Raw genomic sequence first — 12523 nt, 5'->3', positions numbered from 1 at the left:
TGAGCGGCTGACGGACGGGAGGCACGTGGCGGACCCGCCACGGGCCTCCCGTCCGTCTCCGGTGCGGTCCGACCGCTCGCTCCGGCCACCCGTCCTGGCCGCTCGAGGCGGTCCGCCCGGACGGGGGCTGGCGGCCGAGCCGCGCGCGGGTGAGCCTTGACCCTCCGTGCGGAGTGACCGCACCCGATGGAGGAACCGTGCAGCACGACGACCAGCAGCAGACCGACCACCCGGACGACGGGGCCGTCGGGATCGATCGTCGTCGCCTGCTGACGCTCGGACTCGGCGCCGCGGCTGCCCTCGGAGCAGCGGGCGTGGCGGGCCTCCGTCCCGAGGCGGCACACGCGGCGACCGGCCCCACGCTCCTGGCGGCCGACGAGTTCGACGGCCCGGCCGGCAGCGCCCCGAACCCCGACATCTGGCGGTACGAGCTGGGCGGTGGCGGTTGGGGCAACGGTGAGCTCGAGGTCTACACGGACTCGCGGCGGAACTCGGCCCTCGACGGCGACGGGAACCTCGTCATCACCGCGCGGCGCGAAGCCGACGGGTCGTACACGTCGGCGCGGCTCACCTCGCAGGGCACCTACTCCGCCCGGTACGGCCGGATCGAGGCCCGCATCCGGATCCCGCGCGGACAGGGGATCTGGCCGGCCTTCTGGATGCTCGGCGCGGACCTGCCGCAGGTCGGGTGGCCGGCGTGCGGCGAGATCGACGTGATGGAGAACATCGGCCGTGAGCCCGCCGCCGTGCACGGCACCGTCCACGGCCCCGGGTACTCGGGCGCGGAGGGCATCAGCGGGACCGCGACCCTGCCGAGCGGTGCCTTCGCCGACGACTTCCACGTGTACGGGGTGGACTGGCGGCCGGGGTCGATCAGCTGGACGGTCGACGGTGCGACCTACCGGACCGTCGCGCCGGCCGACCTGGGCGGCGACCGGTGGGTGTTCGACAAGCCGTTCTTCGTGGTCCTGAACGTGGCGGTCGGTGGGGGATGGCCGGGCTCCCCGGACTCGTCGACGCAGTTCCCCCAGCAGATGACCGTGGACTGGCTGCGGGTCTGGCAGAACGCCTGACCCTTGCAGAACGCCTGACCCCGGAACGGATGTGGGCCCCGCGGCCGAAGCCGCGGGGCCCACACTCGTCCGCTGTTGGTCAGCGCACCCGGACCGTGAGGGTCTGGCTGGTGCTGCCGGCGATGATGGAGTTGCCGCTGAAGACGACCTTCAGCTGGTGCGTCCCCTTCTTGAGCGTGAACCGCGTGTTGGCGGTGTTGCGCTCGATCTTGATCGTCTTGATGTGCTTCTTGCCGTCGTAGATCTTCGCCTCACCGTTCACCACGATGCCGCGTGAGGTGACCCGCACGACGGCCTTCGGGGCGGAGTAGGTGATGGTCGACGTGGACGATGCCTTGTCGACCGTGACGACGACCGCACGGGTGGTCTTCGAGTTCGTGCCGGAGTAGGCCGAGTCGCTCGTGAACGTCGCCGTGATGCTGTGCTTGCCGACCTTCAGGCCCTTCGGCAGGGTGAACGTCGCCGTGCTCTTCGCCACCGGAGCGGTGCCGATCTGCTTGCCCGCCTCCGAGAAGGTGACGGTGCCGCTCTTGTCGCCGACGCCGCCGCCGATGGTGGCGGTGATCGTGACGGGCTTGGCGGTGTTGTAGACCTGCTTGGCCGCCGAGGCGGTCAGCGTGGTGGTGGTCGCCGGCAGCGCGGCGTCGAGGGTGAACTTGTCGACCGTCGAGCCGATCGGCGCCGGGTCGGCCGAGGCCGTCGGCTTGAGGGTGACACCGCAGCTGTCGACCTTGCCGTGCTGGACGGCCGAGTTCAGCGTGGTGCAGTCACCGGCGCGGACGGTGGTGACGGCGAGGTTGTCGTTCGAGACGCCGACCTTGACGTAGGTGCGGACGTGCTCCTGGTTCTCCACCGAGTTGGCGAAGTGGCGCTGACCGGTCGGGTCGAGCGGGTCGGCTCCGTAGCCGCCCTGCGTCGCGTCCGGCGTGGTCAGGTCGTAGTACTTCGAGCCCGACGCGGTGTTGGCGGTCAGGTAGATGACGCCACCGGGGCCGGCGAAGACCTCGTCGGCGCCCGGCTGCTCGGCCGGGTTGGCCTTCTTGCCGTTCTTGATCGCGTAGCTGCGCGAGTACGAGTGGTCGTGACCCTGCAGGACGAGGTCGACGCCCATGTCCGAGAACGCGCGGGTGAAGTCGAACCGGCGCTGCTGGTTGTCCTTGTCGTTCGCGTGGTCGGCCGGCGAGTAGATCGAGTGGTGGTAGACCAGCGCGGTCCACTTCGCGTCGTCGCCGTGGCGGGTGATCACGTCACGCACGTAGTTGACGTGCGCTGCGTCCGAACCACCCGAGTAGGCGTTCGAGTTGATGTCGATGAACAGGACGCCCTTGTACATGTACCAGTAGTCGCCACCCGAGTTCGTGGTGGTGTTGCCACCCGGGTAGAAGTCCGGCACCTTGAGTGAGTTCGGCAGCTGGTTGTGCTGCTCGTACGACTTGCCGCCGACGTCGTGGTTGCCGATGGTGGAGGCCCACGGGTAACGCTTCAGGACGTCGCTGCTGTCGGCGAACGCACCCCACTGGTACTCGTTGTTGGCGTTCTCGACCTGGTCGCCACCGGAGACCAGGAGTTCGGCGTCCTTCTCCTTCGTGGTGGCGTACTTCAGGGTGTCGGCCCAGCCGGCACCGTCGTCGTCGACGAAGCCCGACGACCCGATCTGCGGGTCACCGAAGAACAGGAAGTCGAAGTCGCCGCTGAAGCTCTTCGTGGTGAAGGTGTACGACGTCGACCAGGCCGAACCGTCCGCGGCACCCACGTGGTACGTGTACGTGGTGTTCGGCTCGAGGCCGTCGATGACGGCGTGTGCGTTGACGTAGCCGGCCTCGTTCGTGATGCCCGGGATCGCCTTGGTGCTGCTGTCGACGGTGCTGGAGTCGGCAGCGGTGTTGGCGCTCTTCGTCGCAGCGATGGTCTTCTTCGCGTCGGTGAAGACGCCGCCGGTCATCGAGTCGGTCTTCTGGATCTCGACCGACTGGTCGACGTTGGCGGGGAAGTACCACGAGGCGATGCGCTGGCTCTCGGTCGCGCCGACGCCGAGCAGGATGTGGATCGGGCCACCGGCCGAGATGTTCGTCGTCGGGGTGGCGGTCGCCGCGTTCGCGGAGCCGGTGCCGACCAGGCAGGCGCCGGCGATGAGGGCGGCGCCGATGACGGCCCCGCCGAGGCGGAGGGTGGTGGTTCTGCGCCGGGAGGGGGCGCCGGACAGGAGACTCATGTGGTTCCGTTCTCAGTGAGAGGGGTGGTGCAGCAGACAGACTCTGCATTGCCCTGGTAGATCGTGAGTAAACGCTGTGTGTCCATACGGTTTGGAGCCATCAGGCGCTACGGGAACCGCCGCTCAGCGGACAGGAACGCGCCTGTCAGCCCTCGACCAGACGCTGGACGAACCAGATCATCCCCATCACGAACACCCCGGCCGTGACGACGCCGGTCACCCACAGCGACGCCCGGTGGGCCTTCCGGCGGAGCAGGGACAGCGGCGGGAACACGATCACGATGATCGCCAGCTGCACGGCCTCGATGCCGACGTTGAAGATGAGCAGCGACACGAGCAGCTGCCACGAGAACGCCTCGTGGATGCCGAGGGCCCCGGCGAACCCGAGCCCGTGGATGAGCCCGAACGCGAACACCACCGCCAGACGCGACCACCCCGACCGGTCCAGCGCGAACCGCCCCTGGGCGGTCAGCACCAGCTCGTCCGCCCGCGACCGCCGGGTCGCCAGCCGCCAGAGGTACCAACCGGCCACCGCGGCGATGGACAGGGCGATCAGCGGCTCGACGACGATCGACGGCGGACTGACCACCCCGAGCGCCGCCAGGATGAACGTGATCGAGTGCGCGATCGTGAACGCCGACGCCGTGTACACGACCTCGCGCAGCCGTCGGGAGCCGGCGATCAACGCGATGAGGAACAGGATGTGGTCGATCCCGGTGAGCAGGTGCTCCGCCCCCAGGGTGAAGAACTCCCAGAACCGCTGCCCCGCCGACTGCTCCGTCGAGAACGTCGGCTGGGACGCGTCGAGCGTCGCGGTGCCCTGCTTCGCGTCGACGTCGTAGGTGACGATCGTCTTCGTGTCCTTGACGAACGTCTCGCTGTCCGGGAAGAGCCGCGACTCCACCACGTGACCGGGGTCGGTCCGCCCCGGCGCCGGGCACGCGAAGTCCGCGACGACCTCGGCGTAGGGGACCTCGTCCTGCACGTCGACCCGCAGGGAGTCCTGCAGGGTGCCGGTGCACTCCTTCCCGCCCGAGGTCACCGAGAACCGGTCGAACAGGTACTTGCTGATGGAGTCGTGGTGCGCTTCCGCAGCCCGCACCATGCCCGGGTAGTCGCCGTCGTCCCAGGCCGCCTGGCCCTGCCGGTAGAGCCGGTCGTCGTGCTCGCTCGTCCCCACCGACACGAGCATCAGGTCGTACTCCAGCCCCAGCCGGGCCTGCACCACGCCCGTCCCCTTCCCGCTGACGTCCGCGTAGACGACGGAGCTGAAGCCGTGGGCGCTCGCCGCGGACGCCCCCGTCAGCAGGCTGACGACGACGGTGCCGACGAGCACCAGCAGGGCGACGAGCCGGGTGGCGATCCGGGGGAGGGCGGGCAAGGAGAGGAGGGAGAGCCCGCTGCGAGCGGGACGGGTGGTTCGGTGCATCACCGGGCTGACCATCGCGGCCGAGATCGACGCGCAGGCGAACAGCAGGTGACCAGCGTCTGGACGGGCTCTGGACAGCGGGCCGCACCGGACCGTCGCGGCCGTGGGCTGTGCTTGCATGGCGTCTCGTGATCCGTCTGACCCGCCGCGCCACCACCGTCCTCGCCGCCGCCGCCCTGGTGGCGGCCGGCTCGGTCCTCGTCACGGGGTGCTCGAGCGGTGCGGAGCAGACCAGCCGGACCGGCGGCACGGAGCAGGCCACGGGCCTCCGGACCGGGTCCGCGACCGCGGCCGTCCCGACGGACGCCCCCACCCCGGTGCGGGGGAAGGGCGCGCTCGGCCCGGGGTTCGTCGACCCGGACTCCCCGCCCGCCCCCGAGGCCACCGTCACCCCGGCGCCGCACTCGTGGGACGACGTCGCGCCGCCGTCCGGGTACCGCGTCGTGCTCCTCTCGCCGGGGAAGCCGAACGCGCAGACCGAGACCCTCGTGGACGCCGTCGACTCGTGGGCACGAGCCGAGGACGTCACCGTCGTCCCGATCGTGGCCGACAGCGCCGACGACCGGTTGCCCTCGGTCGCCGCCGCGATCGGCGAGCGCGCCGACCTGGTGATCAGCGTCGGGGACGAGCTGGTCGACCCGATCGCCGCGATCTCGCCCTCGGCGCTCCACCAGCAGTTCCTGGTGCTCGGTGCCGAGATCGCGGAGCCGACCGCCAACGTCACCGCGGCGGACTGGACCGGCGCGGGCTTCCGAGGAGAGGGTCTCGGCACCTCGAGCCACCACGACCCGTCGACGTTCACCGACGAGCGGGCCGGCCGGGCGCTCCGCGCCGGGGTCGCCGCCTTGCTGAACGGGTACAACGGCATCGTCGTCTGGGTCGCCTGACTCGTGCCGGCGGTCGGTGGTGCCCGACGCGGGTACGCAATCGGGATCGTCCGTGCGCCGTCCCGCCAGGTGCGACGTATCCTCGACGACGGAAGCAACGTCGGTTCCGGCCAAGCCTCGTGCGTCTCACCCACGCCGAGACGGAGACTCGCGACCCTGAGTACCTCGTGACTGAACACATCATCGAATTCGTCGCCCGCGACCGCACGGGCATCACCACCGTGGTGACCGCCAACGGTGTCACCGACGCGGACACCGTCATCCAGGCGATCACGGCCGGCCACTCCGGTTACGCGGTCGCCGCCTCCGGCACGCGTCCGGCACCGGTCCGCAGCCTGATGGCGCTCGGCACGCCGTACCTGTTCGCGAACTGGGACGGGTCGAAGCGCAACAACCTGCACGACCTGGCGTTCACGGCGCCGATCCGGACCCTGCCGCCGGCGCCGCCCGCGGGGGTCCGGCTCCGGATGGCGATCGTCGCGACGCTCACGTCCCTCTTCGGTCGGGACCACCACCGCGCCTGAGTTCCGGTGCGGCTGCGTCGGCGGATGACGCCGGCGTCAGTACGGGACGCCGCCGGGCCCGCGGGACGCCGCCGGGCCCGCGAGACGCCGGCGTCAGTCCGATACGCCGCCGAGCCCGCGAGACGCCGCCGAGTTCGGCGGCGTCCCACGCATCCGGCGGCGTCTCGGCGAGACGGGCCCGTTCAGCGGGTCCGCACGGCCGCACGGGTCCGCACGGGTCAGCACGGCACCGCGCATCCCGGCGGCGTTCCGAGCGGCCCGCGGGCTCTCGGCGCCGCGGGGGCCGTGTCCAGGGGCGTGACCGCGCTGACGGACGGGAGGCCCGGATCCGGTGAGCGGTCTGCTCACCTGATCCGGGCCTCCCGTCCGGTGCGGCTGCGCCGGCGGATGACGCCGGCGTCAGTCCGGGACGCCGGCGAGCCCGCGAGACGCCGCCGAGTTCGGCGGCGTCCTCCGCATCCGGCGGCGTCTCGGCGAGACGGGCCCGTTCAGCGGGTCAGCGCGTGACCGCGTCGAAGTCGTCGACACCCGCGGCCAGGGCGGCGGCACGGCGTGCTCGCATCGACGGTGCCGCGAGGGCCGCGACCACCGCGAGGACGGCCACCGCCGTGCAGGCCCAGAAGCCGATGGTGAACGCGTCGTCGGTGGGCAGGCCCTGCGGAGTGCTGTGGGAGGTGATGAGCGCGGCGATCACGGCGGTCCCGACGCTCGACCCGATGGTCCGCACGACGGTGTTCGCGCTGATCGCCTCGCCGGTCTGGTTCGCCGGGACGCTCTCGATGATGGCGTTCGAGCAGGCGGCCAGTGCCATGCCGATCCCGACGCCGGTGAGGATGCCGGACACCACGATCTCGACGATCGACGCGTGCGAGATCGCCGGGATCAGGAACGCGGCGACGATCGCGACCCCACCGATGAGCATCGGCGGCTTCGGGCCGACCTTGCGGACCAGGATGCCGGCGATCGGGCCCGCGATGACCATCATCACGACGGTCGGCAGCAGGAACAGGCCGGCCTGGGTGACGTCCTTGCCGAAGCCGTAGCCGAGCGCGCTGGGCAGCTGCAGGATCGTCGGGACGAGGACGAACGTGCCGAACATCGCGAAGCCGAAGACGAGCGCGACGACGTGGGCGGTCCAGACCCCGCGGACGGCGAAGAGCCGCACGTCGATGAGGGGCTCGGCGACGCGGAGTTCGACGAACACGAACGCGACGAGCGCGACGGCGCCGATGACGAGCAGGCCGACGGTCTTCACGTCAGCCCAGCCCCAGGTCTGGCCCTCGCTGACGGCGAGCAGGATCGCGACGAGCGACACGGCGAGGACCGCGGTGCCGGCGACGTCCAGGCGGCCGGGCTTCCGGACCGGCGACTCGGGCATGCCGAACACGGCGCCGAGCAGGGCGATCACGACGAGGACGGCGGGCAGCCAGAACAGCCAGTGCCAGGACAGGTGCTCGACGATCGGGCCGGCGGCCACGATGCCGACGCCGGCGCCGATGCCGAAGATGGCGGAGAGCAGCCCGATGGTGACGCTCACCTTCTCCTTCGGCAGTTCGTCGCGGACGATGCCGATGGACAGCGGCATCACCGCGCCGGCGGCACCCTGCAGGGCACGCGCCACGATGAGGACGCCGAGGTTCGGGGCGAGGGCGGCGAGGACGGCGCCGGCCAGGAGGATCGTGAGGACCACGATGAGCACCTTGCGCTTGCCGACCATGTCACCCAGGCGGCCGAGGATCGGGGTGAGCACCGATGCCGAGAGCAGGTAGGCGGTGAGGACCCAGCTGGCGGCGCTGGTCGAGGCGCCGAGGTCCGTGCCGATCGTGGAGAGTGCGGGGGCGACGAGGGACTGCAGGACCGCGAACGACAGGCCACCGAGGGACAGGTAGACGATGATCGCGGTGCTGTTCGGACGACGGCCGTGGTCGGCGGTGGGGGTGGAGCCCGTGCGGGGGCTCGCGGTGGCGGTGGACATCGTGCTCCGTCTGGTCGGATCGGGTGTGTGCGGGGTGGGGGACCGACGACGCTGTCGATGTCAACAACTGCTGACTTCATGAGGGTACGCGTTCCCCTATCGATGTCAACACCTGATTACATCGCTGTCGAGCGCCCGGCCGCGCCCGCTACGCTCGGGCCATGAGCAAGGACGCCGCTGCCACCCGCCTGGCCCTCGTGCAGGCCGCTCGGCATCGGTTCGCCTTCGACGGCTACCGGGCCACCACGGTGCGGGACATCGCCGCCGACGCCGGGGTGAACGTGGCGCTCATCAACCGGTACTTCGGGTCGAAGGAGGGGCTGTTCCGCGCCTGTCTCGACCGGGCGACCCCCGAGCAGGAGGCCGCGCCGTCGGGGTCCGATCTCGAGCGGGTGCTCGGCGGGCTCATCCGGCACATCATCCGGTCGCCGACGGACGAGGACTCGATGCAGCTGCTCCTGCTGCTGCGTGGCTCCGGGGACGAGGCCGTGGACCGGATCCGGCGGGAGACCCTCCGCGGCTACGCCGAACGGCTCGCCGGTGCAGCCCGTGCCGGCAGCTCGTCCGACGACGACGACGACCTGCTCGTCCGTGCCGAGATTGCCCTCTCTGTGGTGCTCGGCATGACGATGCTGCGGACCTCGACGAAGGTGGAGCCGCTGGCCTCCGCGGACGTCGAGGCGGTGGCCCGGCCGCTCGAGGACGCCCTGCGGGCGCTGCTCGGCGGCGGGCGGGGCTGAACCGGCGTTGGATGGCGGCACGGGCGGCCACGTGGTCGACCACGAACGGAGTCATCGATGGAAGTCGTCTTCGTCCACGGCGCACTCGTGCGCGACGGGCAGTGGTGGTGGCAGCCGACCGCTGCCCTCCTCGAGGAACGAACCGGTGTCCGCAGCCGATCGGTCCACCTGCCGTCCTGCGGTGAGACCGAGGAGCGCGGCGGTCTCGCAGCCGATGCCGCAGCACTCCGCGCGGTCCTCGACGAGGTCGACGACGCGGTCCTCGTCGGGCACTCCTACGGCGGCACGGTGATCGCGGAAGCGGGGGCGCACCCGGCGGTCCGGTACCTCGTGCTCGTCTCGTCGTACCTGCCGGACGTCGGGCTGGCGCAGGCGCAGATCATGGCCGGCGAGCCGGACCCGGTCGCGGTGGCCGACGTGGGGAACGGCCTCGTCGCCGTCGACGGGTGCGACGCGGCGCGGTTCGGCGCGCGCTTCCTGCAGGACGCCAGCGACGCCGTGCAGCGCGCGGCCTGGGAGCGGGTGGCGGCCCAGTCCGTTGTGGCCCTCGGCACTCCGACGACGGCCGCGGGCTGGCAGGGCGTCGACTCCACCTACCTGGTGTGCACGGCGGACCGGAGCACCTCGATCGGCTTGCAGCGGGACCACGCGAGGCGGGCCTCCCGGTCGGTCGACCTGCCGACCGGGCACCACCCGTTCATCACCCGACCCGACCTGGTGGTCGACGTGCTGTCGCCCCTCGTCGCCTGACGCGCCGTTCGGCTCGGGAGCCGCTAGTGCTCGGTGGGGCCGATCTCGATCGACGCCGGGCGGGTCTGCTCCGGCAGCAGGTAGCGGGCGACGGAGCCGTCCTCGTCCTGCTCGTCGACGTCGCGCTCGGTGATGATCGCCACCGGCGTCGCGGGGGAGATGAGCAGCATGGCGGGGGTCGCCCGGCCGTCGCCGTAGTTCACCTGCAGCCACATGAACGGGTGCTCCCGGAGGCCCGCGTCGATGCGCGCCTGGACGGTCTCGGTGTCCTCGTTCGCGATCGTGTACTGGGTGCCGCCGTAGGTCAGGACCGTGCGCTTCACAGGGTGTCTCCGGAGTCGGTCGGTTCCGGCACGATGCGGAGGCCCGCGGACGACCCGGCGGTCAGGCCGAGCGCTTCGACCCAGGCACGGTTCACGGCGGGGATGCGGCTGCCGGAGTACCGGAAGACCAGGGGCATCGAGCGGTCGAGCCAGATCGCGGTCCGGCCGTCCCCGAGCTCGACGTCGTCCTTCCACGAGAACATGAAGGACTCACCACGCCGGAGCTTCATCCCGATGACGATCTGCAGGTGCGTCAGCAGGCGGTCGTCGAACTCGGCGGTGAACGTGGAGTCGTAGACGAGTTTGCCCATGGTGGTGTGTCCTTCCGCGCCGTCTGTCCGGCTCCGGCCGATCTTAAACGTCCCCCAGGAGCCGTCCGACAGCCTGGCCGACATGCGCCGTATCCACTACGTGGACAGTCACATCCTCACCGGGGACCGCACCTGCAAGGCCCTCCTCCGTTACTGCCGTGCCCTGGCTGTGGCGGGGACGTCCGACGTCGTGCAGATCCCGGTGCTCACCGAGGGCGGCGGCACGGTCTACGCGCACCTGCTCATCGGGCCGGCGAGCGAGATCTTCTCCACGCCGGTGCCGGACAGTGCCGACGAGCCGTTCGACCAGCAGGTCATCGAGTACCTCGAGGCGGAGACGCTGCGTCTCCAGCCGGCTCGGCCGGCGTGGAACGCGGAGATGACCGACGTGCCGGACATCGGCGAGGACTTCTGAGTGCCGGGAGCCCCCTGAGCGCCGGGACCACCGCGAGCGCCGGGACCACCCCGAGTGCGACGACCACCGCTGCGACGACGAACACCGGGCCCGCGCCGACGGCGGGGAGCGCGCTGCCCGCTACGGCCGCACCGAGCGCCTGCCCGAGGACGAGGACCACGAAGAGCACCGAGGTACCCGATGCCGCGCGGTCCCGGTCGAGTTCGGTCGTCCACGAGATCAGGGCGCCCGTCGCCGCGGTGTAGCCCCAGCCGAACAGCGCACAGCTGACCAGGGCGACCGCGGCCAGTGTGATGCCGTGCAGCTGCGCGGCCAGACCGAGGCCGAGGGTGGCGAGGGCGACCGCCGCCGCCGTGCGGGCCCACGCCGTGTGGGCCGGCAGGCGTCCGAGCCACCGCGAGGTGAGGCCGACAGTCGCGCCTCCGGTGCCCAGGGCGATCCACGCCACCACCGACAGGACCGTCGGGGCGCCGGCGTCGACGAGCAGGGTGCGGCCGTAGGTCCAGACCGCGGCCGAGCCGGCACCGAGGAGCAGTGCGACCAGGACCGGGCCGCGGTGGGCGGCGAACCACGCCCGGGGTGGGACGGGGCTCGGGCGGCGCTCCGTGTCCGTTGCCCTCCCCGTCCCCGTCGTGGGCCCGGTCCCCGTCGGCACCGGTGCCGCGGCTCGGTCGGCGAGCAGGACGGCGGCCCCGGCGGTGACCGTGACGACGGCGGCCACCGCCCAGGCCACCCGCCAGTCCGGCAGCAGCACCAGGGCGAGGACGCCCGCGGCGACGAGGCCGGGCCCGGTGCCGGAGTTGACCACCGCCTGCGCCCCGTTCACCCGCTCGGCCGACAGGTCCCGCTGCACGAGCCGGACGAGTGCGGGCGACGCCAGTCCGGCACCCGCCGAGCTGACGACCGCGGCGGTGCCGAACACGAGTGGGGTGGTGCTCGCTGCCATCCCGGCGACTCCGAGTCCGGCCGTCAGCGCAGCGAGGACGACCGCGGTACGTGGGCGCGCCGGAGCCAGCACGAAGCCGACCAGCGCGCCGATGCAGTAGACGACCGAGGACCCCGAGGCGATCCAGCCCGCGGGTCCGTCGCCGAGGCCGATCGAGTCCTGCACGTCGGGCAGGAACAGCCCGTAGGCCAGCCGGACGAGACCGTAGGTCGCCGCGACGAGGGCCGTGCCGCTGCCGATGAGCACGGCGGGCGTGGCGAAGAACGAAAACGTACGTTTCTCTTTTCAGAGCCTAGGGTGCAGGCATGACGATGCGTCCAGGAACCGAGCGGAAGCTCCTCGACGCCGCGGAGGAGCTGTTCTTCACACGGGGCATCGCCGCGACCCCGATCGACGCCGTCCTCGAACGTGCCGGGGTCTCCGCCGCCACGCTCTACCGCGGGTACGCCAGCAAGGAGGCGCTGGTCGCCGCCGCCCTCGAGCGACGGCACGACGAGTGGTTGCGGGTGTGGGACGAGGCGCTCGCCCGCGCGTCCGATGACCGTGGCCGGGCGCTCGCGGTCTTCGACGCGCTCGACGCCTTCCGCTCGACGCCCTCCGGGTCGCGGTGGTGCGCGTTCCTCGGGACGGCGTCGGAGTACGCCGACGCTCCGGACGAGATCACCGTGGTGCTGCACCACGAGACGGCCACGCTGCGGTCACGGCTGCACGACGCCACGGTGCCCCTGGTCGGGGTGGGGGAGGCGGACGGCTTGGCGGACCGGTTGCTCCTCGTGGTCTCCGGGGCGCTGGCGATGCGCCTCCGGGGCGACGCCGACGACACCGCGACCGCGCGGGCGGTGGCCACGGCGCTGCTGCCCTGAGGCGGGCCCGTCTCCGTGAGACGCCGCCGAATGCGCGAGACGCCGCCGGATCCGGCGGCGTCTCGGCAGGTCGGA

Annotated in this window: 13 protein-coding genes; 7 read left to right on the top strand and 6 right to left on the bottom strand. The window is 71.8% G+C overall.

Going from position 1 to position 12523, the window contains the following annotated elements:
* The first annotated feature begins 197 nt into the window (after positions 1–197).
* Positions 198–1073 (top strand): glycoside hydrolase family 16 protein, encoded by an 876-nt coding sequence (locus DEI97_RS14170; protein WP_258376668.1) that lies wholly within the window; start codon positions 198–200, stop codon positions 1071–1073.
* Positions 1074–1152: 79 nt separating this feature from the next.
* Here the strand turns inward: DEI97_RS14170 and DEI97_RS14165 are convergent, their stop codons facing one another.
* Both DEI97_RS14165 and DEI97_RS14160 read right to left on the bottom strand, forming a co-directional pair.
* Complete coding sequence (locus DEI97_RS14165; protein ID WP_111074452.1) at positions 1153–3285, bottom strand: Ig-like domain repeat protein; 2133 nt, start codon at positions 3283–3285, stop codon at positions 1153–1155.
* Positions 3286–3430: 145 nt separating this feature from the next.
* Positions 3431–4666 carry a HupE/UreJ family protein gene (locus DEI97_RS14160; RefSeq protein ID WP_258376669.1) on the bottom strand — a complete coding sequence of 412 codons (1236 nt, stop codon included), beginning with the start codon at positions 4664–4666 and terminating at the stop codon, positions 3431–3433.
* A 176-nt stretch (positions 4667–4842) separates the two neighbouring features.
* Between DEI97_RS14160 and DEI97_RS14155 the strand changes: the two genes are divergently transcribed.
* Complete coding sequence (locus DEI97_RS14155; protein WP_111074453.1) at positions 4843–5601, top strand: type 1 periplasmic-binding domain-containing protein; 759 nt, start codon at positions 4843–4845, stop codon at positions 5599–5601.
* Between the two features lie 167 nt (positions 5602–5768).
* Complete coding sequence (locus tag DEI97_RS14150; protein ID WP_146248100.1) at positions 5769–6125, top strand: hypothetical protein; 357 nt, start codon at positions 5769–5771, stop codon at positions 6123–6125.
* 496 nt (positions 6126–6621) lie between these two features.
* Here the strand turns inward: DEI97_RS14150 and DEI97_RS14145 are convergent, their stop codons facing one another.
* Complete coding sequence (locus DEI97_RS14145; protein ID WP_111074455.1) at positions 6622–8100, bottom strand: MFS transporter; 1479 nt, start codon at positions 8098–8100, stop codon at positions 6622–6624.
* A gap of 161 nt (positions 8101–8261) precedes the next feature.
* Between DEI97_RS14145 and DEI97_RS14140 the strand changes: the two genes are divergently transcribed.
* Together DEI97_RS14140 and DEI97_RS14135 are read left to right on the top strand one after the other, a co-directional pair.
* Positions 8262–8840 (top strand): TetR/AcrR family transcriptional regulator, encoded by a 579-nt coding sequence (locus tag DEI97_RS14140; RefSeq protein ID WP_111074456.1) that lies wholly within the window; start codon positions 8262–8264, stop codon positions 8838–8840.
* Positions 8841–8897: 57 nt separating this feature from the next.
* Positions 8898–9590, top strand: coding sequence for an alpha/beta hydrolase (locus tag DEI97_RS14135; RefSeq protein ID WP_111074457.1), 693 nt, complete (start codon positions 8898–8900; stop codon positions 9588–9590).
* Positions 9591–9613: 23 nt separating this feature from the next.
* Here DEI97_RS14135 and DEI97_RS14130 read toward each other — a convergent pair whose 3' ends face one another.
* Both DEI97_RS14130 and DEI97_RS14125 read right to left on the bottom strand, forming a co-directional pair.
* Positions 9614–9913 carry a hypothetical protein gene (locus DEI97_RS14130; RefSeq protein WP_111074458.1) on the bottom strand — a complete coding sequence of 100 codons (300 nt, stop codon included), beginning with the start codon at positions 9911–9913 and terminating at the stop codon, positions 9614–9616.
* Positions 9910–10224, bottom strand: a complete 315-nt coding sequence (locus DEI97_RS14125) for a DUF7882 family protein (RefSeq protein ID WP_110904197.1) — start codon at positions 10222–10224, stop codon at positions 9910–9912. The genes DEI97_RS14130 and DEI97_RS14125 overlap by 4 nt, the downstream gene beginning before the upstream one ends.
* Before the next feature lie 82 nt (positions 10225–10306).
* On the opposite strand from DEI97_RS14125, the gene DEI97_RS14120 reads away from it, so the two are divergent.
* Positions 10307–10639, top strand: coding sequence for a hypothetical protein (locus DEI97_RS14120; RefSeq protein ID WP_111074459.1), 333 nt, complete (start codon positions 10307–10309; stop codon positions 10637–10639).
* On the opposite strand, the gene DEI97_RS14115 is transcribed toward DEI97_RS14120, so the two are convergent.
* A complete protein-coding gene (locus DEI97_RS14115) occupies positions 10539–11831 on the bottom strand; it encodes an MFS transporter (RefSeq protein ID WP_111074460.1) in 1293 nt (430 codons plus the stop codon). The genes DEI97_RS14120 and DEI97_RS14115 overlap by 101 nt on opposite strands.
* Positions 11832–11890: 59 nt before the next feature.
* On the opposite strand from DEI97_RS14115, the gene DEI97_RS14110 reads away from it, so the two are divergent.
* On the top strand, positions 11891–12448 hold the full coding sequence (locus tag DEI97_RS14110) for a TetR/AcrR family transcriptional regulator (protein ID WP_111074461.1): 558 nt from the start codon (positions 11891–11893) through the stop codon (positions 12446–12448).
* Positions 12449–12523 lie beyond the last annotated feature (75 nt).

The sequence above is a fragment of the Curtobacterium sp. MCLR17_032 genome (assembly GCF_003234795.2).
Classification (GTDB): domain Bacteria; phylum Actinomycetota; class Actinomycetes; order Actinomycetales; family Microbacteriaceae; genus Curtobacterium.
This window is presented reverse-complemented; position numbering and strand designations above follow the sequence as displayed.

Excerpts from the sequence above, each read along its gene's own strand:
- DEI97_RS14140 (WP_111074456.1), top strand. The coding sequence starts at position 8,262 with ATGAGCAAGGACGCCGCTGCCACCCGCCTGGCCCTCGTGCAGGCCGCT.
- DEI97_RS14120 (WP_111074459.1), top strand. The coding sequence starts at position 10,307 with ATGCGCCGTATCCACTACGTGGACAGTCACATCCTCACCGGGGACCGC.
- DEI97_RS14135 (WP_111074457.1), top strand. The coding sequence starts at position 8,898 with ATGGAAGTCGTCTTCGTCCACGGCGCACTCGTGCGCGACGGGCAGTGG.
- DEI97_RS14110 (WP_111074461.1), top strand. The coding sequence starts at position 11,891 with ATGACGATGCGTCCAGGAACCGAGCGGAAGCTCCTCGACGCCGCGGAG.
- DEI97_RS14145 (WP_111074455.1), bottom strand. The coding sequence starts at position 8,100 with ATGTCCACCGCCACCGCGAGCCCCCGCACGGGCTCCACCCCCACCGCC.
- DEI97_RS14165 (WP_111074452.1), bottom strand. The coding sequence starts at position 3,285 with ATGAGTCTCCTGTCCGGCGCCCCCTCCCGGCGCAGAACCACCACCCTC.
- DEI97_RS14125 (WP_110904197.1), bottom strand. The coding sequence starts at position 10,224 with ATGGGCAAACTCGTCTACGACTCCACGTTCACCGCCGAGTTCGACGAC.